Raw genomic sequence first — 21,518 nt, forward strand, 5'->3', positions numbered from 1 at the left:
CAATGCAATGAAAGGCGAAGTGGTAAAACAAATGCCCCCGGCACATATCGAGGGTAACTTTCGCGAGAAAGTCATTAATTTGTCCAGCCGGTTTAACCGGCTGCCGGGTGGTGATCGCAGCATAGCGTCAATCGCGCTGCTGGCTACGCTGGTGGCGGCAACGATAGTACTGATTTTGTGGACTTCAGCAAAAAACTATGTGCCCTTGTATGGCAATCAGGAGCATTACGACAAAGCCAGTATTCTGGAAATTCTGGATAAAGAAAAAGTCGCCTTTCGTATTGATACCGACACCGGCAATATTATGGTGGCGCAAGACCGCCTGGCCGATGCCCGTATTACACTGGCTGCCCGCGGTATTAAAGCCGCGATGCCAGAAGGGCTGTCTACCATTGGTGAAAAAATAACCATGGGCACCAGCCAGTTTATGGAGTCCATGCAATACCAGCATGCGTTGGAAGGTGAACTGGCGCGCACTATCATCACTATGGACGGCGTACGTAACAGCCGGGTGCATCTGGCCGTGCCAAAACGTAATTTATTTGTTGGCCGCCAGGAAGAGAAATCTGCCGCTTCTGTGATGGTAGATTTAGCACCGGGCTATGAGCTTAAACCGACACAGGTTGAAGCAATCGTTAGCCTGATCACCGGCAGTGTGCCGGGGCTGGACCCCCGCAAAGTGTCGGTGGTTGATCAGCGGGGTAAATTACTTACCGGCGAGTTGTACGACGACGCCCCGATTGGCAAAGAAACCGACAAAAAGCTGGCCTTTATCCAGAAACTGGAGCGTAATATTGAGCAGCGTGCCGCCATTATGCTGCTGCCTGTGCTGGGCGATGGCAATTTCCGCATTCAGATTTCATCTGACGTGGATTTCAGTGTGGTAGAAGAAACCCGCGAAGCAGTGGACCCTGCCTCGGTAATGCGGTCTGAATCCATAAAAACCGATACTACCCTCGATCAACTGGCGATGGGCATTCCTGGTGCGTTGGCAAACCAACCTCCTTTGCCGGCAGACCAACAAGCTGATGACAATAACCAGCGTACCTCCGAGCGCAATGAAAGCAGCCGTCAGTTTGATAATGGCCGCGCCGTTACCCACACCCGCTTTGAAGTGGGCCGGTTAAAGTCGATGAGTGTGTCAGTGCTGGTAAATGAAGCTGCCGCAGGTGATGCCGGCTGGACTCAGCCTCAGCTGCAGCAATTGGGCGAAATGGTAAAAACGGCGACCGGTTTTCAGGCTGAACGTGGCGATCAGTTTAATATTACCAGTTTTGGTTTTGTCGCTGCCGAGCTGTCAAGCGCGCCACAGGCTGGTTTGCCGTGGTGGCAACTGCCTGAGGTGAAAGAATATGCCCGCTATGTATTTGGTAGCTTAATTGCGCTGGCGCTGATCCTGTTTGGTGTAAGGCCTTTGGTTAACCATCTGATCAGTGGCAAAAAACAGCGCGAGCCGGAAACAGACAGCGCCTATACGGCATTGTCGGATCAACCACTCTCAGCACTAGATTCGCAGCCTAGTGTGAAAAATGCCCCAGATAACAGCACAGATGCAGCTCAGGGTGATATGCCGCAAGCGGGTTTTAACGCCATGAACCTGCCCAAGATTGGTTCTGAATTTGCTGAGCAAATCAGCCATATGCAGCTCTTGGCCAGTAAAGAATCTGACAGGGTAACCGCAGTGATTAAATATTGGGTAGAGCGAGGAGTCAGCATTGAATCAACTAAGGTCTGAACATAGCCGCGCTATTACCGATTTAGATCGGGCGGCCATTCTGCTGCTCAGCATGGGCGAAGAAAATGCAGCCGGCATTATAAAAAAGCTTAGCCGGCATGAGGTTAAAGCTTTGTCAGAACGTATGGCAAAGATCACCAACGTAACGCAAGACGATGTGGCATTAATTTTAAACGACTTTTTTGACTGCTACCGCAGCGAAAGTGGTGTCAGCGGTGCCTCAAGGTTGTACCTGGAGCGGGCGCTGGACAAAGCCGTAGGTCGCAAGCTGGCGCGCGGTATGCTGGATGATATCTACGGCGGCGCACTGGCGGATGATTTACGCCGGTTGGAGTGGGTCCCCCCTGAGTTGCTGGCACGCTTTTTAGAGCAGGAGCATGCGCAAATGCAGGCACTGTTGCTGGCTTTTTTACCGCCCGAGCAAGCCTCAGCCGTCATCGCATTATTCCCAAAACAAAAGCATGACGACATTCTGTTCCGTATTGCCAGCCTGCGTGAAGTCAGCGAACACGTAATGGACGACTTGCGCCATACACTGGAAGCCTGCATTGAATTTGTCGGCGAACAGGTTGGTGCCCGCGTTAACGGCGTGGAAAAAGTGGCTGAAATTATGAACCGCTACAATGGCAATAAAGCCGAGGTAATGGAGCTGCTAAAACAACATAACGCCGAAACGGCCGAAGCGGTACAGGACAAAATGTATGACTTTGGCTCACTGGCGCGCCAAAGCGAAGATGTGCTGGCTCATCTGCTGAACGAAATACCGGATGAGCTATGGGTAGTGGCGCTAAAAGGCTGTGAACCGGCGATGCTGGACAGCATTATGTCGGCCCTGCCAAAACGGCTGGCGCAGGTTTACCGCCAGCAAATTGAAGGTACCAAAGCACAAACTGTTACCAAAGTTGAAGCAGCCCGGGCCGAAATAATGCGCATGATCCGCCAGATGATGGCCAAAGGCGAAGTGGATTACCGTTTGTACGAAGAAGCAACACTGGGATAATTATGGCAGATCTGTATCGTTTTCCCGGTGTGCAGCGCGACCTGAGCAGGCAAAGCCCGGAGCAGCAACTGCAACAAGCTTATGAGCGCGGCGTGCAGGAAGGCCGGCTACAGGGCGCAGAGCAAGGGCGGCTGCAGGCACAACAGCAAGCCGAGCAACAGGCGCTGCAACAGGCTGATGCCCGCCAGCAACAAGCGATACAGCAACTGCGGCAGCAGTTTGAGCAACAATTGCAGAAGTTACAACAGCAATTGCAGCAACAACAGCAGCATCAGGAAAAACAACTGGCACAGGCCATATTTGAACTGGTTAGCCAACTGACGACATTAACGCTGGAGGCTGAACTTAGCCTGCAGCCGGCACATTTGCAGCAGGCTATCGCCAGCGTATTAGCTTTATTGCAGGTAAACGAACAGATTGACACTATCCGGCTGGCCCCGACAGACTTTACGCTGTGGCAGCAGCTGGACATCGTCACCCTTGGCAATATAAAGCTGCAACCCGATGCCCGGCTGGTGGCTGGCAGTGCTGAATTTGTCGGCTTATCTCAGTTACATCTACTCGATTTTCGCCAGCGCCTGGCGCAAATGCTGCCGCAGTTAAAACAACAACTGGAGAGCAACAATGAACCTGCTTGACCGCTTGCAACAGGCAGGCAGCCAGTTAGATGCCGGTGCCTTATATCAGAGCTTTGGTACTCTGGTAAGGGTAAATGGCATGGTGCTTACCGTAGCCGGTGGCCAGTACACATTAGGGCAACGTTATCAGGTAGAAATGCAGGACGGCCAGTGGGTTGAAGCTGAAGTGGTAGGTTTTGACCGCGAGCAGGCGTTTTTAATGCCACTTACCAATGCCAGTGCGCTGACAACCGGCGCCAGAGTAAAGCCGCTGCTAAGTGCCGGTGCGCTTACCGTAAGCCGGGCACTGCTGGGGCGGATAGTTGACGGCCTGATGCAACCGCTGGACGGCGGTCCGGCCTTAACCAAAGGTGAGCATATCAGCAGCCAGCTGGCGGCGGTAAACCCAATGCAGAAAAAGGGCGTCAGTACGCCGCTGGATGTCGGCATAAAAGCCATTAATGGCTTATTTACTGTTGGCCAGGGCCAGCGGCTGGGCTTATTTGCCGGCTCTGGCGTGGGTAAAAGTAAATTGCTTGGCATGATGACACGCTTTACCAGTGCCGATGTGGTGATTGTCGGTTTAGTGGGCGAGCGCGGCTGGGAAGTAAAAGACTTTATTGAACATAGCCTCGGCCCGGATGGCATGAAAAAAGCCATTGTCGTAGCCGCACCGGCCGATCAGTCGCCGTTGCTGCGGATGCGCAGTGCCGAGCTGGCGCACCGTTTGGCAGCCTGGTTTCGCGATCAAGGCCTGCATGTGTTACTGCTGGTTGATTCGTTAACCCGCTATGCCCAGGCACAGCGCGAAATTGCGCTGTCAGTTGGTGAGCCGCCAGCCACCCGCGGCTATCCGCCGTCGGTATTTAGCAAGCTTACCCAGTTGGTAGAGCGCGCAGGTAACAGCAGCGACAGCAGTGGCAGCATGACAGCCATTTACACCGTGCTGGCGGAAGGTGACGACCAGCAGGATCCGATAGCCGATGCTGCCCGCGCTATTCTGGATGGTCATGTGGTATTAAGCCGCGAGCTGGCCGAGCGCGGCCATTATCCGGCGATAGATATAGGCGCTTCCATCAGCCGGGTTATGCCGAATATTGTCTCTGAGCAACAGCTGAAAAGCTGTTACAGCTTAAAACGTTTATACAGCCGTTATCAGCAGGTACAGGAGCTGATCCCGCTGGGGGCTTATCAGGCCGGTAAAGACAGCGAGCTGGATCGCGCCGTGGCACTGTATCCGAAGATAGAGCAGTTCCTCTGTCAGGGTTTAAATGAACAGGTTGATTTCGGCCAAACTGAACAACAACTGGCAACTTTGGTGGCGCAGCATGCTTAAAAAATATCTGCAAACACAGCAGGATAACTTCGATATCATGCGCAGCCGGCATAGCCAGCTGCAGCGTCAGGCCGAGCACGAACAACAGCGTAGCAGCCTGCTGGCACAACATATCGACAGTATGGAAACCAGCCGCCAGATGGCATGCAGCCTTAGCCTGCAAAACTTGTCGGGCTTAAAAGTCATTATGCAGGACATGGCACAGCAACAGCAGCACCGCAGCGATTTGGCGCAGCAGGAAGTGGCCATGCAGCAACAAGCCTGCAGCAAACAGGCAGCTTACAACCTGGCCATAGAGCAAGTACTGGAAAAACGCCGCCAGCGCCAGTTACTGCAACAACAACGGCGCGAGCAAAAACAGCAGGACGAACTGGCAATGCAAATGTATCTGCGCCAGCGCGTAACCGGCTGAGCAGGCTATTTCACCACAAAATCAAAATACTGTTCGGTATAAACCGGTGGCTGGTGGGTAAAGTGCCACCATTCCATGCTGTATACCTTAAAACCGGCGTTGTGCATCAGGTTTTCCAGCAGCTGCCGGTTGGCTTGTTGTGCGGCTGTAATGCCGGGTGCACCAACATTGGATACCGGATCAAACATATCAAACGCTGAGCCCATATCAATTGGCCGCCAGTTGCCGCTGTTATCTTTTGCCGCCAGCGTTAAATCTATCGTGCTGCCGCGGCTGTGGCCGGACTTTTCGGCAATATATTCGCCCACCAGTTTATCTTTGCCCAGATTCGGATAGTACTGCGCTTTGGTGCGGGTATCGCTTAAATCGCTGGCCCAGCGCATAAAGTGGTTTACCGCCCGTTGTGGCCGGTAGCAGTCATAGACCCAAAGTGAAAGCCCCTGCGCCGCAGCAGCCTCCTGCACTTTGACCAAGGCTGCGGCTGCATCACGCTGCAAGTAACATTTATTGGCCTGATAACCATCAACCCGGCTGCCAACAAAGTTATTAGTACCCAGATACGCCATATGCACCTGAATGTCAGCGCTTAAAGTACTGATATCAGTAAAGTCTTCGGGGACCTCTGATATAGGCAGCGTCCCGCTGCCGTTTCCGAGGAGCATAGCGATCAGTGTCAGGGTTTTCATATCATTAATACCCCAGCGGTTAAAAAGGCCAGCAGCGCCAGCACACCGCAAAACAATGCATAAGGCAGCTGGGTTTTTACGTGTTCGAGTAAATCACAACCCGAGGCGACTGAACTTACTGCGGTGCTGTCGGATATCGGCGAGCAGTGATCGCCAAACACACCACCGCTGAGTATTGCCGCCAGCACCAAAGACGGCGGCAAACCGAGCAGTTCTACCATCGGCATGCCGATGGGGATCAAAATAGCAAAGGTGCCCCAACTGGTGCCGGTGGTAAACGAAATTAACCCGCCGGCCAGAAATAGCAGGCATGGGATCAGCACCAGCGGCAGGCTGTCATTAACGATAGAGGCAATAAAAGTACCGGTGCCCAGCAGTTTTAAACTACTGCCCAGCGCCAGCGAGAGCAGCACTATCGTTACCAGTGGCAACAGTTCACTCATGCCTTTAAAGCCGATATCAACCAGTTGCTGATGCTTAAAGCGTTTACTGAATAACATCATGCAATACGCTACTAAACACGCCAGTGTGGTGGCATATAACACGGATTGCGAGCCAGAGCCGCCCACCAATCTGCCATTGCCGGTCATCAGCATAAAGCCCAGCATTGAGGCGACCAGCGTGAATAATGGCACCAGCATAAAAGACGGGTGGCTGGGTTTAATATCAATTTCGGTATGGGCCGACAGTGTATGTAATTGTTGCTCTGACTTACGCATCTGGCCATAAACCTTGCCGGTAATAATGGTGTACAGCACTACTGTTAGCGTAAATAGTGCATAAAAATTCAGCGGTATAGTGCCAATTAGCACACTTACAGCGTTATCGCCCAGTGAATAGTTGCTAAGCAGGCCCAGAATATAAGCGCCCCAGCCGTTAAGCAGAATAATAATGCAAATGGGGGCGCTGGTACCGTCGATAATATAGGCCAGCCGGGCACGGCTCATGTTAAACTTGTCGAATAAGCCGCGTGAACTGATACCGGCGGTAAGTGAGCTAAGGTTAGACTCGATAAAGGTAACCGAGCTGATAAAAAAGGTCAGCAAGCCTGCCTGCCGAGGGGTTTTTGCCACGCCTTTTTCGACCAGCATTTTTACCGTGGCCGACACCCCGCCAGAGTCTCGCATATAGGCCAGCAAGCCGCCTACCAGCAACGAAAACATCAAAATACGGGCGTTATCACTGTCTTTGGTTACCGCAACAATGCGCTCCAGCGTTTGAATGCTGCCATCGAGCAACAGGCCCGGCCCGGCGCCCTGGCCGGCCTGCAAAAAAATCAGTAACTCAGCGCTGCATAATGATAGCAGCAGGGCCAGTATCACTTCTTTACGCCACAGTACAATGACAATGGCGACCAGCGCCGGAACTAAGGTTAACCAATCAGCCAAAATGGCCTCCTGTTATTATTATTGTGTTTTGCTTTGCTGCTGAATAATTTATACCGGTTGTGCCACAGTGTCGCAAGCTTTGCCGTGGCTTTTGCGATAAAGCGGCCATGGCAGCCGATTGCGACAGTAGGTGCTATTCAGCGGTTTGCTGGTTTGTGATTAACTTGCATTTGTTAACAGAACTACGCCATGCTAGCAGGCTCAGGCAGTTAAGCAGAGGTGTAACATGCAAGGTGCTCTTCGTAAACTTTTGGCTAGCGGGCTTCTGGCCGGCGTATTCAGTTTAACCATGGCGGTACAGGCAATGACGATGAATAGTTTATCCCCAACGCAGTATAACGAGATTAAGCAAAGCGCTCTGGATAAGCCGCAACTGGACTATGACGACATCGCGCCGCTGCTCGTGCAGCATCAGCAAAACCCGTTATTTCGCTTTACGCAGTTGGGGCAATCGGCACTGGGTACGCCAATCTGGCAAATTGACATTGGCAGCGGGCCGGTAAAAATTCTGGCCTGGTCACAAATGCACGGCAATGAGTCTACCGCTACCGCGGCGCTAATGGATTTACTGAATTTTATTGCTGCAGAGCCGCAAAAAAACTGGCGTGACAACTGGCTGAGTAAAGTCAGTATCCGCTTAATACCCATGGTAAACCCCGACGGTGCCGCTGCCGGTTCACGCTTTAACAGCATGGGCATCGATATTAACCGCGACGCCAAAGCGTTACAAAGCCCGGAAGGCCGTTTGCTAATCCAGGCCGCCAAAGAGTTTAAACCGGATTTTGGCCTTAACCTGCATGACCAGAACCGCTTTTATGCTGTAGGCGACAGCAATAAACAAGCGACTATCTCATTACTGGCGCCGGCATTTAATGAAGCAAAAGACATCGACGCCGCCCGTAAAAAAGCCATGCAACTGATTGGCGATATGCGTGATTTGCTGGAGAGTGAGCTGCCGGGCTATCTGGCGAAATACAACGACACTTTTTCATGGCGCTCCTTTGGTGACACCTTTGCCGGTATGGGCATCAGCACTGTGCTGATTGAGTCCGGCGGCCACCCGCGCGACGACAACCGCCAGGTAGCACGCAAACTTAATACCCAGTTGCTGGTAATGAGCATTGAAAGTATCGGCAGCGGCGCTTATCAGCAACAGCCGCTAAGTGCGTATCAGGCTATTCCGTTTAACCGCGATGGCGGCATTAAAGATTTGCTGATTAGTAGCCTGGGTATCAGTGTAAATGGCAACAAGGCTCAGGTCGATCTGGCGCTAGAGCTGGATACCAGCGGCGGCCAGGGCCGGGTGCGCGATATTGGCGATCTGTCTATTTATGGTGGTTACCAGCAGTTTGACGCCAGCGGCCTGCAGTATCAGGCGCCCAAAGCCTATGCGCTTAGCCAAGCCTTAACGCTGGATAACGCCGGTTATATTGCACTGCTGCGCCAGGGGTACAGCCACTTTAGCGGTGATGCTGCATTGCTAAGCAATAACTCAGATTTTCCGGTGGTGATAAACCCCAAAGGTTTGGCCACAACAACGCCACAGCGCCAGCGTTTGGCCACTTTTTTACTGCGCAATGACAAAGGCGTGCAGCTGGCGCTGTTAAACGGCCAGTTGCTGGATCTTAACAACGCTACACTGCTGGATCTTAACAAATAGTGCTAAGCCGGCTGGCGCAAACTGGCCGGCAAGCTGCGGCATCGCCGTGCTGACATCGTTGTCAACATAGTGTCATATCTGTGCGGTATTGTGCGCTATGGTGCAGCGATGCAATAACAGGGCAGGGCATTATGTTTAGTAGATCAGTGTCTGGCGTAAATCAGTCAGAGCCAGGGCTACACCAGGCGCTGAAAAATACCGCGCCACTGGCACGTTATCTGGAAAAAAATGCCAGTAGCGCTGATGCGGCCGATATTTTTCAGGAGTCTATCGCCAGAGTGCTGGAGCAGGCCAGGCAAAAGCCTGTGCTTAATCCGCTGGCTTATGCCTTTACCGTGGCCCGCCATATGCTGATGCGGCTAAAACCGCTACCGGCAGAACAACCAGACGAGCTGGCCTGTCAAAGCGCCAACCCGGAAGAAATGGCCAGTATGCAGCAAACGGTTGCTCTGTTTAGTCAGGCGCTGGAAGCTATGCCTGCGTTACGGCGTCAGGTATTTGTGTTGTACCGCATGGAGGGCAAAAGCCGCAGCTGCATTGCTGCTTTACTGCAAATCAGTGAAGAAGCGGTATCTAAGCATGTCAGCCGCGCCCTGGCAGATATTCAGCGTCAAATCGATCGGCAGCATACGGTGTAACAACCTCAGCGCTGGGTAATTAAAACCCGTTAAGTGAATGCCATCTTTTTATTACAGGATTTTGAGTACAGCACCTTGAGTACAGCAGAACAAACAGAGCAGGATCTGTATTTACAGGCCGCAGCCTGGGTAGAAAAGCTCGCCGCCGGTGAGCTGGACAGCCTGAGCAAAAGGCGGTTTAGCCATTGGCTGGATGCCGATCCGCGCCACCGCGAGCTGTTATTGTCGATGCTGCAAACCTGGCAAGACCCGGCGTTAACCAAAGCATTGGCTGCCTATCAACCACATCCGCTAAAACGCTGGCGGCTTTCGTTATTACGCTCTCATTTAACCGGCGCAGCTATATTTCCCCGAACGGTATCGTTAACGGCTGTCGCATGCAGCGCTGTGCTGGCAGTGGCGCTGTATCTGGGCCATGGCAGCTTGTTTCATAGTGCTGCGCCTTATGAATTAAAAACAGCGCAGGCCAGCACCATGCACCAGACGCTGGGCGATGGCTCGGTGGTGGATATGGCCGCAGCCAGCCAGCTAACAGTATTGTTTAGCGCAGATAAACGCCAGGTAGTGCAGGGGCTGGGCGCAGCCTATTTTGCCGTAGCCAAAGATAAACAACGGCCGTTTGAAGTGCGGCTGGACCAAGCTACTGTGGTTGCAGTAGGCACAGAATTTAATATCGACCGCGACCCGGAACTGATAGATATCACGGTGTACGAAGGGGCAGTGCAGGTGCAGGCCACCGCCACCGGCCCACGGCAGCTGCTTAAAGCCGGTGAGCGGGTGCGCATCAGGCAGAATAAGTTATCAAAGGTAGAAAAAGTCGACCTGCAGCAATTGGTTGACTGGCGCTCAGGTTGGATAGAAATTGAAAACGAACCCTTAGCCTATTTGCTGCACCGGTTAAACCGCTCAGCGCGGGTGCCGGTTAGCGCCAGTACTGAAGTCGCGGGTTTACGAGTGGCCGGCCGCTTTGAGCTGGCCAATACGCAGCAGACGTTACAGGCATTAACAGAAGCCTATGGCCTGACGTTGCAGCAACATAGCAGCGGTGTACGGCTTAGCCGGTCGCCGCAACCGCAACCGCTACAGCAATAGTATGGCCGGGCTTGTGCCAGTGCAGCCTGTGTTTTATCTGGTGTTGTTACTGTTATTTAGCTCCGCTGTATGGCCCGCAGCGCAGCATAACGCTGCAGAGCGTCGGCATTATGCTTTACCGGCGCAGCCCTTGGCAGCAGCATTATTGCAATTTGCCCGCCAGGTAAATAAACCCTTATTGTACAACCCGGCCCAACTTGCCGGCCTACAGGCGCCCGCCGTGGTGGGGGACTTTACCGCTGACGAAGTAATACAGCTAATACTGGCACAGCAGCCGCTGGAGGCCATACCCCGTGGTTCAGGCTGGTTAATTAAAGCTGAAGCTAAAGTGCCAGATGCAAAGCCTGCTGCCCCTGAGGCCAAACCGGCCGCTAAACCCACAGCTAGCGCACCGGCGATGGAAGTTATAGCCGTGCGGGCTAATGGCGGCGTACACCGGCATAACAGCGCCACCACACTGTTGCCTACAGCTGAAACCCTAAAGCGCCAGGCGATGATTGCGCAAGACTCTTTGGTGGCAGAAGACATTACCGATTTCACGGCACTGAATGTCGCCAATGCTATATCGCGGGTGCCAGGCATTAGTATTACCCGTGAATGGGGCGAAGGGCGGCAGATTTCGCTACGCGGTTTAGGCCCTGATTTTACCCGGGTGCAGGTAAACGGTATGGAAACACTGGGCACCTCATCGTCACCGATGGATGCGCGCGGCGCTCTGTCGCGTAGCCGCGCCTTTGACTTCAACATTTTTGCTGCCGAGCTGTTTAACCAGATTGATGTAAAAAAATCCTACTCTGCTGAGCAGGAAGAAGGCGGCATTGCCGGTACGGTAAATTTGCGCACCGCCAAACCTTTTGACTACGCCGCCGACAAAGCCAGTATTTCTGCCCAGCTTGGCAGCAACAGCAATGCCAATAGCAATTTAAGCAGTGCTGATCCGCGTTTTTCTGCGCTATTGTCAAAGCGCTGGTCTGATCTTGGCGCATTGATTTCGCTCACTTACAGTAGCCGTGCCACTAACGAATACGGCAGCAACACCACACGCTGGCGCCGTGAAAGCGGCAAACAGGCTGCAGACCCGAACAATAATGCCTTACAAAGCCTGTTAGATTCCGGCGACTTATGGTTTCCACGCGGTCAGCGCTTGTCGGTGTGGGAAAATCAGCAACAGCGCTTTGGCATAACGGCAGCGTTGCAATATCAGCCGGGGCCACAGTTAAATCTGCTGTTGGACCTGATGCACGGCAAGCTGGAAAACCAGCTGTCTGAGCATCACCATGCGGTAAAAGATAATAATCTGGTGCAGGATCTAATCTGGCGCGACAGCAACGGTTATGGCAGCGGCGATAAAGAAGTGCTGTATGCCCGCTATAAAAATGCCAGCTGGCGCAATGAAAACCGGCAAGACTATAACGAGTCGGTGTTTAGCCAAATCAGCCTGAGCGCAGATTGGGCGCTTAGCCACAATCTGCAGCTGCGCGCTATGTTGGGCCACAGTTCATCCGATTATCGCCAGCCACTGTTAAGCAAGTTAAATATTGAAGCAAAGCAACAAGCCGATATCGTTACCGATTTTACCCAAGATGCCTTTTATGGCCGCAGCTATTCCGGCAACTTTGATGTTACGGCGTTGCCTGGCTTCAGCGTAAGGGATCTGTTTTTTCAGTCTAATTTTACCTATTCCGACTTTGACAACGCCAGGCTGGACTTTACCTGGCAGCTTAGCGACAGCCGCGAACTAACCTTTGGTTTGCACCATAAAACCTTTAACAATTCCGGTTTTCAGCAAGAGGCCAGCGGCTTTCCGTACAGTAGTGCTACGCCGTTAAATCAGGGCATGATTAGTCTGAATGCTGAACAAGTACAGCTGTATAGCGGTCACCCGGACCAAAGCTGGTTACAGGGTAATATTGTAGCGTTACAGGCGTTTTATGGCCTGAGTGGTTTTGCTTTAACCGACGCCGATACTATTGCCAGTTCGGTGTACCGGTTAACCGAGCAAACCAATGCCGGCTACCTGCAATATCAGCAAGAATTTGCTGTGGCCGGTGCGCCGCTGCGGACCAGCCTGGGCCTGCGCTACTTTAATACCCAGCTTGCCAGCCAAACGCCGCCGCAGGGTTTGGCTAACAGCGCCCCGGCCAGCGCCGAGCCAGCCAACGTAGTGCGCCATTACTCCGGTTATCTGCCTGGGCTGGATATATCCTATGAATTTGCCGACGACATGCTATGGCGCTTAGGCCTGAGTAAAAATATCACCCGGCCATCGTTAAGTGATTTAGCGCTGTTTACCAATGTCACCCAAACTTCGCTTGGCGAAACTGATATTGGCCAAATCAACACCGGCAACCCGCAGCTAAAGCCGTTTAGCGCTAATAATCTGGATACCGCGCTGGAATGGTATTTTGCCGAGGGTGGGCTGTTTTCTGCTGCGCTGTTTTATAAAGATATTGAGCACTTTATTGCCATCGAAACCCGGCCGGTTATCTACCGCGAACTGGGTTTGCCCGCAGCCTTATTGCCAGAGGGCAAAACGGTAGATGATGTGTTTAATTTATCCTCGCCACAAAACGGCGGCCCCTCGTCAATTAAAGGCGTTGAACTGGCACTGCAGCGTAAGCTGGATTTTCTGCCAGCGCCGTTTAACCAGTTTGGCATAGTAGCAAACTACACCTGGGCCGACGGCAATACGCTGTATCGCAATGTGCAAAACTCCGGTGAAGACCAGGTTAAAGCCTTTCCCGGTTTATCCAGACACAGCTACAACCTGGCGCTGTACTACGACACCCCGCGCTGGGGGGCACGGCTAACCACTGCTTATCGTAGCCGTTATATCGCAGCGGTAGAAAGCGGCTCTATTGATGACGACGAGCGTGGTTATCACGCCAGCACTAATGTCGATTTCTCAGCGTTTTACCGTGTAAACGACTATATAAAACTGAATATTGAAGCACTTAACCTGACTAATTTGCGCGAAGAGTTGTATAGCGATTCCAGCGACAGAGCCTATAACAGCACCTATAGCGGCCGCACTTATATGTTGGGGGTTACAGCAGAGTTTTAGCGGCGGAGGTTTTGTGGCTGGCTAAGCCAGTGTTAGCAGAGAAAGCCGCTTCGCAGGTTGTTATGCAAAGCGGCAAGTTGGCTGTTAAGACGGGTTTACCGGTGTAACTTAACGATAAAACGCTTCAACAGTGCCTTTTAATGTCATTAACAACGGCTGGCCACGGCGGTCCAGTGCTTTAGCTGCAGCCACTTTTACCCAACCTTCGCTGATGCAATATTCTTCCACATCAAAACGTTCTTTGCCGTTTAGCTTAATACCAATATCGTGCTCGAAAATTTCTGCCACATAATGCTTGCTGCGCGGGTTAACAGAAAGGCGATCCGGTAACTCCGGGCGTGCAGTGTCGTTTTTTACAGTGTCGTTCATGGCTTGGGCCTATGGTAAATAAAATATGCGCCATTGTAGGCAAAGCAGGCAGGCTGCTCAAGGGCGATAGGAAGAAACAAAGAAAAATGGGTTTGGGAGCCTTGTGTCTGTCGCCAACCTTTGACCAAATTCACTATGCGCCATAAGATAGCCGCTACCTAACTCAACTGACAGAGTTCACCATGAAAATTGCTTTGATTATCATCGTTCTTGCTTGCATCGCTTATTATTTCTACAACAACGCCAACAACCAGAAAGCCGCCGCGCTGAACCATGGAAAAGGCAGTGCATTTTTAGCTGAAAACAGTAAAAAAGAAGGTGTAAAAACTACCGCTTCAGGCCTGCAATATGAAGTGTTACAAAGTGGCAACGGTGAAAGTCATCCAACGGCCAGCAGCGCAGTGCGGGTGCATTACCACGGTACTCTGATTGACGGCACAGTATTCGATTCTTCAGTTGAGCGCGACGAAACTATTTCTTTCCCGCTAAACCGCGTTATTTCTGGCTGGACCGAAGGTTTACAACTGATGAAAGTTGGCGATAAATTTCGCTTTTATATTCCGTCAGGCCTGGGCTACGGCGACCGCAGAACCGGCAAAATTCCGGCAGGTTCGGTACTGATTTTTGATGTGGAATTATTTGAGATCCAATAAAGAAAGCAAGCCTCGGGGGCGGGCCCAATGCATGGCCCCCAATGCGCAGTTCTCACTCATCAAGCCTTCACATCAGCCCTTCACAAGAAACCCTGAAGCGAGCAAATTAAATGCCTCCAGTGTTTTTGGCAGCATAGCCTGAGGATTAGCACTGGACGCTATCCAGAGTGCGGCATTTAACGCTGCGCCATTTAACAGCATTGCGGCGGCTTCAGGATCTACCGGCTTTAAAGTGCCATCTTTAATCAACTGTTCAATAGTGTTTCTGGTTGATTGCAGGCATTTATTCTGGCTTGGCCATTGCGACGGGTCACCCAGTACAGATGGACCATCCAGCAACACAATGCGCCGCACTTCCGGGTCTAGTGCCTTTTCTATATAGGCAGCACCTTCAGCCAGTAAACCTAGCCAGGCATCGCCGGCTCTGGCTCCGACAGACTTGGCATATCCAGCCATTTCAGAATCTATCTGATCGACAACAGCAGCTAACAAACCTCGTTTGTCGCCAAAGTTATGATACAGCGCGCCCCGGGTTAGCCCGGCTTCAGCAGTTAAACTGTCCATAGAGGCTGCAGCATAACCCTGTTGAGCAAAGGCGCGCCTTGCAGAGGCGATCAGTTTCTCACGGTTTTCTGCCATCTTGGTTAATCGGGTACTCATTCGATACTCCTGTCACATACGATATGTATGCCACTTGACATACGAGCCGTATGCTATATATTGTACATACGCCTCGTATGTTAAACCAATTCGACATGCAGGACTATTAAAACTATCCAAATTGTGCAGCGCTACTGCCGATATCAGCAGCTTCGCAGCCAATCAAACCCTCAATAAGAGAGCCATACCATGACGAAAAGAGAAGCTATTTTCCCAGCCAACAGACATGCACTGTATGAAGAGCATGGTTATTCAGCAGCAATCCGCTCAGGCGATTTGCTGTTTGTTTCCGGCCAGGTCGGCAGTCGGGCAGACGGCAGCCCTGAAGCAGATTTCGAGCTTCAGGTTGAGTTAGCCTTTGAGAACCTAAAAGCCACTTTGGCTGCTGCAGGTTGCGGCTTTGACGATATTGTCGATGTCACCACCTTTCATACCGATCCACAACATCAATTCGGCACCATTATGAAAGTAAAACAAAAGATTTTTGGCACCCCACCTTATCCAAACTGGACAGCAGTGGGAGTCACCTGGTTATCCGGCTTTGATTTTGAGATTAAGGTGATAGCCCGAATTCCGGGCTGATAAAGCTTATACGCTCAAACAGCCAGCAACTAGTTGGCTGTTTTCTTAGTGCCCGCTGGTTTTGTATTTGCCTCAATGCCCATTAGCGCGCTAAAAACCCGCTGTCAAAAAAGCTTAATATTTTTTTCTGTCCAAAAATCACTGGTTGTTGCTCTTTAGGGAGACTGCTGCGCAATTGCGCCGGCAGCTTTACTCCACCAATTAGCTTAACTAATCAGGATTAACGGACACATTATGAAGACGAATCTTTGCAAGAGCCATCTGGCCCTGGCTGTACTGGCTGCAATTCCGGCTTTATGCAGCAATCCTCTGCAGGCTCAATCTGTAGCGGCAGCAGAAACCGAAGTGATTGAAGTAAAGGGCTTTCGCAGCGCCATTATCAAAGCAAAAGACTTAAAACGCGAAGCGATGATAGCGCAGGATTCGATAGTGGCTGAAGACATTGCCGACTTTCCGGATTTAAATCTGGCCGACTCACTGCAGCGCGTGCCTGGCGTAACCATTACCCGTGAGGGTGGCGAAGGCCGGCAGATTTCTTTGCGCGGCCTGGGCCCGGATTTTACCCGGGTGCAGGTAAACGGCATGGAAGCGCTGGGTACGTCGTCATCGCCAATGGATGCGCGCGGCGGGGTGTCACGCAGCCGGGCCTTTGATTTTAATATTTTTGCCTCTGAGCTGTTTAACCAGATTGATGTGAAAAAATCTTACTCGGCCGATCAGGAAGAAGGCGGCATTGCCGGTACTGTAAACTTACGTACAGCCAAACCTTTTGACTATGACGGCGCTCAGGCTGCTGTATCTGGCCAATTGGGTACCAACAGTAACACCGACAGCACTGATCCGCGGATTGCGGCGTTATTGTCAAACACCTGGTCTGACTTTGGTGCTCTGGTATCGGTTGCTTACAGCGACAGAGAAACGATGGAATATGGCACCAACACTACGCGCTGGCGGCGTGAAGGTGGCAAAACTGCCGCTGATGCCAGCAATACCGAATTACAAGCTGAGCTGGATTCCGGGGAATTATGGTTCCCGCGCGGCCATCGCTATTCGATGTGGGAAAATGAGCAAAAGCGGCTTGGTGTTACGGCGGCGTTGCAATATAAGCCGAGCCAGGATTTCAGCCTGGTGCTGGATCTGATGCATGGCAAGCTGGAAAACACCCTGTCTGAGCATCATCATGCGGTAAAAGATAACAGCGTGGTGAATGAATTAGTGTGGCGTGAGAATAACGGTGATAAAGAAGTGATTTACGCCGATTATAAAAACGCCACCTGGCGCAATGAAAACCGTCAGGACTATAACGAATCGGTGTTTAACCAAATTAGCCTGACAGCCGACTGGACGCTAAGCGATGCGCTGAAAATGCGCGCCATGCTGGGCCACAGCTCATCAGATTATGAGCAGCCACGGGTAAATAAGCTGAATATTGAGGCGAAGAAAAAGGTCAATATTATTACCGACTTTACCCAGGATGCGTTCTACGGCCACAGTTATTCACCGGATTTTGATGTCAGCACGCTGGAAGGTTACACGGTAAAAGATTTGTACTTTCAGTCGAATTTTATCTACTCCGACTTTGACAACGCCAGGCTGGATTTTGACTACTATCTGACAGACAGCTCCAGCTTAAAATTTGGCGCTAACTATAAAAAGTTCAGCAACACCGGCTTTGAGCGGGTAGCGCAAAACTTTCCTACTAACCCCGACACACCACAAAATCAGGGTGTGTTAACACTGACAGCCGAGCAAGCGCAGCTGTTTAGCGGCCACCCGGATAGAAGCTGGTTGCAGGGTGATATGGCGGCGTTGCAGGCATTTTACGGCCTGACGGATTTTGCTTTAACCGACGAGTACACGGTAGAAAGCTCGGCCTATGATTTAACCGAAGAAACCCGCGCGGCTTATTTGGTGTATGACACTGAGTATGATGTAGCTGGTGCGCCACTGCGGTTGAACCTGGGCGTGCGCTATTTTAACACTGAGATTACCTCAGCAGGCTTATCGAAAGGCGTACCCACGCAACTGGTGCGGGATTACTCTGATTATCTGCCCAGCCTGAACATTGCCTATGAGTTTATCGACGATGTGATCTGGCGTACCGGTATTAGCAAAAACATGACCCGGCCGTCGCTAGGCGCAATGGCGTTTTCGGCCAATGTTAGCCAGACATCGCTGGGCGAAAACGATATCGGCCAGATTTCTGTCGGTAACCCAAACCTGCAACCTTTTGAATCAGCCAACTTTGATACTGCGCTGGAATGGTATTTTGAAGATGTTGGTTTGGCGTCGATAGCGCTGTTTTATAAAGATATCGACAACTTTATCGTTACTGAAACCCAGCAAATTGTCTATAGCGAGTTGGGCTTACCGGCCGCGTTATTGCCGGTGGGCAAAACGGTAGACGATATTTTTAATGTGTCTTCACCGCAAAACTCAGACTCCTCAACCATCAAGGGCTTTGAGCTGGCGGTACAGCGCGATCTCGACTTTTTGCCAGCGCCGTTTAATAACCTCGGTGTTATAGCAAACTACACCTGGGCCGACGCTAATACCTTATATCGCAACGTAGAAAACTCAGGCGAAGATCAGTTTAAAGCCTTCCCTGGGCTATCAAAGCAAAGCTATAACCTGACGGTATATTATGAAACCGAGCAGTGGGGAGCCCGCATTGCTGCGGCTTATCGCAGTGATTACATCACTGGCGTGGAAAGTGGCTCTATTGACGATGATGAGCGTGGTTACCATGCCACGACCAACGTCGATTTCTCCGCCTTTTATCGCTTAACTGACAACATAAAGTTAAACCTGGAAGCGATAAACCTGACCAATGTACGCGATGAGTTGTACAGCGATTCCAGTAACAGAGCCTACAACACCACTTACAGTGGCCGTACCTATATGGCTGGCATAACAGTACAGTTCTAAGTGTATCGCCCCGGCTCAGCTGTGCCGGGGCTAATTTTGCAGCAAGTATATAAAAACTTAATGCTATGGGCGCGCAGCGGTGCTACCCAGCAAAAATATCAGTGGCAGGTGCAAACGCTCTGCCCAGGCGTTTTCGCTGTGTTCGGCGCCGTCAAAGCGCAGTGTCTGCCAGTTGGTATTGTTGTAACCTTTGCTGGCAATAATGGCATCGGCCTGAGCCTGCAGCGGCGGGTACCAGGCATCCAGCGTAGCGGTGCCGTAGTCAAAATACAGTTTGTGCTTACCGGCCTCGGGTAATGTGTTGCGCATATAGGCAAAAAACTCTGCCGGTACCGGGTTGTCCTGCTGCTCAAAACTGCCGGGCCAATGGGTAGATAAACAGGCTGCACCGCCAAATACCTGTGGGTATTCGCTAATGGCATACAGCGAAATTAACCCGCCCATGCTGGAGCCCATAACAAACGTATTGGCGGCATCGGTATGCACGGCATAACGGCTGTCGATATAGGGTTTTAGCTCCTGCACCAAAAACTTAAGATAGTTGTCTGAGTACACCGGCTGGCTAAACAACGGGGCTTGCTGCGCCGGGTTATTGTGATACAACGCCTGCTGTTGCTCAGCACTTAAAGCCATAAACGGTTGCTGCGGAAAATATTCACTGTGGCGGTGCGGGCCGGCGTTAAATATACCGACCACAATAAAAGGCCGGGTTTTACCCTCTGCCATCAACCTGGCGGCGGCTTCATCTACCCGCCATTCCTGCTGGTTCCAGCTATTGCTGCCGTCAAACAGCATCTGGCCGTCATGCATATATACTACGGCGTACTTTTTCTTGCCGTTGTAGCCTTCTGGCAGCCAGATATCAATATGGCGTGGCGGTACAAACTCAGAATGAAAATTTTCCAGCCGCTCAATACTGCCCGAACTGACTTTGGGTAGTTTGGCAAAAGCAGAGCAACTTAAAATAAATAATAACAGGACAAGAAGTTTCACGACGGCAAAGCGCTCAGCGGCTGAAGGTGAATTATTTTAGCCCAAAGCTACAAAACAACCTACAGCTGAACATAAGGCAATAAAGAAATATGGCCCGGCGCCTTGCCGGGCCCGGGCAGATTAACACGCCAGTTGTTGCTGCCATTTGGCTAGGGCGTCCAGTTGCTTACGCACCATGCCCTGTATTTTTTCATCGGTCAGGTTGCCGCTGTCGTCAAAGCTGCCGGTAAAGGCATTAGCGAAAACTTCGGGTTGGTTTAACGGATGTAAATTGACAAACACACATACCTGACGCAGGTGGTATTGCGCCCGACTGGTGCCCATACCGCCGCCGGAGCCCATAATAGCCACTGGTTTGCCACTTAACAGCTGGTTGTCTGGCTCGCGCGAGGCCCAGTCAATGGCATTTTTCAGCGCCGGAGCCAGCGAGTAGTTGTATTCCGGGCAGCCAAACAGCAGGGCATCAGCTTCGCCGATTTGTTTTAACAGCTGTTTTACTGCGGCGGGTTTTTCTGCCAGATCGCTATTATAAAAGGGCACTTCCAGTAAGTCGGCCAGATGAATTTTCATGCCGTCAGGCGCGTGCGCCTGGGCATAACGCAACAGCCCGCGGTTAGTGGATTTCGCCCGTAAACTGCCGCAAATGGCCAGCACATTAATACTCATAATCAGCTCCGTAAGTAGGTGTTTTCGTAATGTAGCTCAACGTTAGTGTAGCTTATGGTGGCATTGCCGGGCTTTAGTTCAAAAAAACTGAATAGTGAGTCCAAATTATTCCGCTTTTGTCGCCAGGGTGCCGGCGCTAAGCTAGACCCAACTAAAGACCTAAGCGGGAGACAAGACAATGTTTGATATACGTTACGCAGCAGATCGCGGTAAAGCCGATTTTGGCTGGTTACAAAGCCAACATACGTTTTCGTTTGGCAGTTACTATGATCCGGCGCAGATGGGTTTTTCGGCGCTACGGGTAATTAACGACGACCGGGTGGCGCCCGGTGCCGGGTTTGACACCCATGGCCATAAAGATATGGAAATTCTCAGCCTGGTGCTGACAGGCCAGATTGCGCATAAAGATTCGGCCGGTAATACCGAAGTATTGCCCGCAGGCGAGTTTCAGCTGATGAGCGCCGGTAAAGGTATTTACCATAGCGAGTTTAATGCCAGTAAGCACGACGAGCTGACCTTTTTGCAAATATGGCTGCAGCCAAACCAGTTTGGCGGCGAGCCGGGTTATCAGCAAAAAGACTTTGGCCAGAAGCCGGGTTTAACGCTGATATTATCGCCGGATGGCCGTGAGGGCAGTTTAACCGTGCTGCAGGACGCATTGTTGTATCAGCTGATGTTGCCAACAGCGGCACAGCAACAGCTGGATATTGCGTCTGGGCGCAAAGTGTATATTCACCTGATAACCGGTGAGCTGGATATTGCCGGGCATAAACTGCAACGCGGTGACGGTATAAAGATCAGTGAGCAAACTGCGCTGCAACTTACTGCCAGCACCGCTGCCAAAGCATTGATTTTTGACCTGCCTTAATCCGTTAGTGTTTTAACCACCCGCCAGGCTTGCTCATTGTTTTATTCTGCAGTGAGCAAGCCATTTAATGTTATTGTTAGCCTCTAACAATAACATGATGATGCATATCCCTTTTGTGTTGATTATTCAGCCGCTATAAAGCCTGAGCAGTGCAATATCAGGTTTTTGTAC

19 protein-coding genes are annotated in these 21,518 nt (G+C 51.4%); 13 read left to right on the top strand and 6 right to left on the bottom strand.

Annotation, left to right across the window (positions count from 1 at the left end; all coding sequences use genetic code 11):
• The first annotated feature begins 7 nt into the window (after positions 1 to 7).
• The 5 genes from fliF to MJX74_RS09345 are packed head-to-tail and all read left to right on the top strand — an operon-like array spanning position 8 to position 5,100.
• Positions 8 to 1,735, top strand: coding sequence for a flagellar basal-body MS-ring/collar protein FliF (gene fliF, locus MJX74_RS09325; protein WP_240222594.1), 1,728 nt, complete (start codon positions 8 to 10; stop codon positions 1,733 to 1,735).
• Complete coding sequence (locus MJX74_RS09330) at positions 1,716 to 2,735, top strand: FliG C-terminal domain-containing protein (RefSeq protein WP_240222595.1); 1,020 nt, start codon at positions 1,716 to 1,718, stop codon at positions 2,733 to 2,735. The genes fliF and MJX74_RS09330 overlap by 20 nt, the downstream gene beginning before the upstream one ends.
• Before the next feature lie 2 nt (positions 2,736 to 2,737).
• A complete protein-coding gene (locus MJX74_RS09335) occupies positions 2,738 to 3,373 on the top strand; it encodes a FliH/SctL family protein (RefSeq protein ID WP_240222596.1) in 636 nt (211 codons plus the stop codon).
• Complete coding sequence (locus MJX74_RS09340) at positions 3,360 to 4,688, top strand: FliI/YscN family ATPase (protein ID WP_240222597.1); 1,329 nt, start codon at positions 3,360 to 3,362, stop codon at positions 4,686 to 4,688. Before MJX74_RS09335 ends, MJX74_RS09340 begins: the two co-directional genes overlap by 14 nt.
• Positions 4,681 to 5,100 carry a hypothetical protein gene (locus tag MJX74_RS09345; protein WP_240222598.1) on the top strand — a complete coding sequence of 140 codons (420 nt, stop codon included), beginning with the start codon at positions 4,681 to 4,683 and terminating at the stop codon, positions 5,098 to 5,100. Before MJX74_RS09340 ends, MJX74_RS09345 begins: the two co-directional genes overlap by 8 nt.
• 5 nt (positions 5,101 to 5,105) lie before the next feature.
• On the opposite strand, the gene MJX74_RS09350 is transcribed toward MJX74_RS09345, so the two are convergent.
• Both MJX74_RS09350 and MJX74_RS09355 read right to left on the bottom strand, forming a co-directional pair.
• Positions 5,106 to 5,786 carry a M15 family metallopeptidase gene (locus MJX74_RS09350; RefSeq protein WP_240222599.1) on the bottom strand — a complete coding sequence of 227 codons (681 nt, stop codon included), beginning with the start codon at positions 5,784 to 5,786 and terminating at the stop codon, positions 5,106 to 5,108.
• Positions 5,783 to 7,174, bottom strand: a complete 1,392-nt coding sequence (locus MJX74_RS09355) for a Na+/H+ antiporter NhaC family protein (RefSeq protein WP_240222600.1) — start codon at positions 7,172 to 7,174, stop codon at positions 5,783 to 5,785. The genes MJX74_RS09350 and MJX74_RS09355 overlap by 4 nt, the downstream gene beginning before the upstream one ends.
• 310 nt (positions 7,175 to 7,484) lie before the next feature.
• On the opposite strand from MJX74_RS09355, the gene MJX74_RS09360 reads away from it, so the two are divergent.
• The 4 genes from MJX74_RS09360 (at position 7,485) to MJX74_RS09375 (ending at position 13,628) form a co-directional block, all read left to right on the top strand.
• A complete protein-coding gene (locus MJX74_RS09360; protein ID WP_240222601.1) occupies positions 7,485 to 8,834 on the top strand; it encodes a M14 family zinc carboxypeptidase in 1,350 nt (449 codons plus the stop codon).
• Between the two features lie 131 nt (positions 8,835 to 8,965).
• Positions 8,966 to 9,472 carry an RNA polymerase sigma factor gene (locus MJX74_RS09365; RefSeq protein WP_240222602.1) on the top strand — a complete coding sequence of 169 codons (507 nt, stop codon included), beginning with the start codon at positions 8,966 to 8,968 and terminating at the stop codon, positions 9,470 to 9,472.
• Between the two features lie 75 nt (positions 9,473 to 9,547).
• Positions 9,548 to 10,564 (top strand): FecR family protein, encoded by a 1,017-nt coding sequence (locus MJX74_RS09370; RefSeq protein ID WP_240222603.1) that lies wholly within the window; start codon positions 9,548 to 9,550, stop codon positions 10,562 to 10,564.
• 1 nt (position 10,565) lies between these two features.
• Positions 10,566 to 13,628 carry a TonB-dependent receptor gene (locus MJX74_RS09375; protein WP_240222604.1) on the top strand — a complete coding sequence of 1,021 codons (3,063 nt, stop codon included), beginning with the start codon at positions 10,566 to 10,568 and terminating at the stop codon, positions 13,626 to 13,628.
• Positions 13,629 to 13,736: 108 nt separating this feature from the next.
• On the opposite strand, the gene MJX74_RS09380 is transcribed toward MJX74_RS09375, so the two are convergent.
• The gene (locus MJX74_RS09380; protein ID WP_240222605.1) at positions 13,737 to 13,997 is read right to left on the bottom strand and encodes a DUF3297 family protein; all 261 of its coding nucleotides are present in this window, start codon (positions 13,995 to 13,997) and stop codon (positions 13,737 to 13,739) included.
• Between the two features lie 182 nt (positions 13,998 to 14,179).
• Here MJX74_RS09380 and MJX74_RS09385 point away from each other — a divergent pair, with 182 nt between their 5' ends.
• Positions 14,180 to 14,650, top strand: coding sequence for a BamJ family beta-barrel-assembly machinery protein (locus tag MJX74_RS09385; protein WP_240222606.1), 471 nt, complete (start codon positions 14,180 to 14,182; stop codon positions 14,648 to 14,650).
• A 72-nt stretch (positions 14,651 to 14,722) separates the two neighbouring features.
• Here the strand turns inward: MJX74_RS09385 and MJX74_RS09390 are convergent, their stop codons facing one another.
• Complete coding sequence (locus MJX74_RS09390) at positions 14,723 to 15,310, bottom strand: TetR/AcrR family transcriptional regulator (RefSeq protein WP_240222607.1); 588 nt, start codon at positions 15,308 to 15,310, stop codon at positions 14,723 to 14,725.
• Positions 15,311 to 15,499: 189 nt separating this feature from the next.
• Here MJX74_RS09390 and MJX74_RS09395 point away from each other — a divergent pair, with 189 nt between their 5' ends.
• The gene (locus tag MJX74_RS09395; RefSeq protein WP_240222608.1) at positions 15,500 to 15,892 is read left to right on the top strand and encodes a RidA family protein; all 393 of its coding nucleotides are present in this window, start codon (positions 15,500 to 15,502) and stop codon (positions 15,890 to 15,892) included.
• A gap of 234 nt (positions 15,893 to 16,126) precedes the next feature.
• Positions 16,127 to 18,820: a TonB-dependent receptor gene (locus MJX74_RS09400; protein ID WP_240222609.1), complete on the top strand. Its 2,694-nt coding sequence runs from the start codon at positions 16,127 to 16,129 to the stop codon at positions 18,818 to 18,820.
• 63 nt (positions 18,821 to 18,883) lie between these two features.
• On the opposite strand, the gene MJX74_RS09405 is transcribed toward MJX74_RS09400, so the two are convergent.
• A complete protein-coding gene (locus MJX74_RS09405; RefSeq protein ID WP_240222610.1) occupies positions 18,884 to 19,813 on the bottom strand; it encodes an alpha/beta hydrolase in 930 nt (309 codons plus the stop codon).
• 120 nt (positions 19,814 to 19,933) lie between these two features.
• Positions 19,934 to 20,479 (bottom strand): NADPH-dependent FMN reductase, encoded by a 546-nt coding sequence (locus MJX74_RS09410; protein ID WP_240222611.1) that lies wholly within the window; start codon positions 20,477 to 20,479, stop codon positions 19,934 to 19,936.
• Positions 20,480 to 20,657: 178 nt separating this feature from the next.
• Between MJX74_RS09410 and MJX74_RS09415 the strand changes: the two genes are divergently transcribed.
• Positions 20,658 to 21,347: a pirin family protein gene (locus MJX74_RS09415; protein WP_240222612.1), complete on the top strand. Its 690-nt coding sequence runs from the start codon at positions 20,658 to 20,660 to the stop codon at positions 21,345 to 21,347.
• Positions 21,348 to 21,518 lie beyond the last annotated feature (171 nt).

The organism is Rheinheimera hassiensis, assembly GCF_022436675.1.
GTDB lineage: Bacteria > Pseudomonadota > Gammaproteobacteria > Enterobacterales > Alteromonadaceae > Alishewanella > Alishewanella hassiensis.

Excerpts from the sequence above, each read along its gene's own strand:
- MJX74_RS09390 (WP_240222607.1), bottom strand. The coding sequence starts at position 15,310 with ATGAGTACCCGATTAACCAAGATGGCAGAAAACCGTGAGAAACTGATC.
- MJX74_RS09345 (WP_240222598.1), top strand. The coding sequence starts at position 4,681 with ATGCTTAAAAAATATCTGCAAACACAGCAGGATAACTTCGATATCATG.
- MJX74_RS09350 (WP_240222599.1), bottom strand. The coding sequence starts at position 5,786 with ATGAAAACCCTGACACTGATCGCTATGCTCCTCGGAAACGGCAGCGGG.
- MJX74_RS09360 (WP_240222601.1), top strand. The coding sequence starts at position 7,485 with ATGAATAGTTTATCCCCAACGCAGTATAACGAGATTAAGCAAAGCGCT.
- MJX74_RS09335 (WP_240222596.1), top strand. The coding sequence starts at position 2,738 with ATGGCAGATCTGTATCGTTTTCCCGGTGTGCAGCGCGACCTGAGCAGG.
- MJX74_RS09410 (WP_240222611.1), bottom strand. The coding sequence starts at position 20,479 with ATGAGTATTAATGTGCTGGCCATTTGCGGCAGTTTACGGGCGAAATCC.
- MJX74_RS09340 (WP_240222597.1), top strand. The coding sequence starts at position 3,360 with ATGAACCTGCTTGACCGCTTGCAACAGGCAGGCAGCCAGTTAGATGCC.
- MJX74_RS09380 (WP_240222605.1), bottom strand. The coding sequence starts at position 13,997 with ATGAACGACACTGTAAAAAACGACACTGCACGCCCGGAGTTACCGGAT.
- MJX74_RS09365 (WP_240222602.1), top strand. The coding sequence starts at position 8,966 with ATGTTTAGTAGATCAGTGTCTGGCGTAAATCAGTCAGAGCCAGGGCTA.
- fliF (WP_240222594.1), top strand. The coding sequence starts at position 8 with ATGAAAGGCGAAGTGGTAAAACAAATGCCCCCGGCACATATCGAGGGT.
- MJX74_RS09385 (WP_240222606.1), top strand. The coding sequence starts at position 14,180 with ATGAAAATTGCTTTGATTATCATCGTTCTTGCTTGCATCGCTTATTAT.
- MJX74_RS09415 (WP_240222612.1), top strand. The coding sequence starts at position 20,658 with ATGTTTGATATACGTTACGCAGCAGATCGCGGTAAAGCCGATTTTGGC.
- MJX74_RS09375 (WP_240222604.1), top strand. The coding sequence starts at position 10,566 with ATGGCCGGGCTTGTGCCAGTGCAGCCTGTGTTTTATCTGGTGTTGTTA.
- MJX74_RS09395 (WP_240222608.1), top strand. The coding sequence starts at position 15,500 with ATGACGAAAAGAGAAGCTATTTTCCCAGCCAACAGACATGCACTGTAT.
- MJX74_RS09400 (WP_240222609.1), top strand. The coding sequence starts at position 16,127 with ATGAAGACGAATCTTTGCAAGAGCCATCTGGCCCTGGCTGTACTGGCT.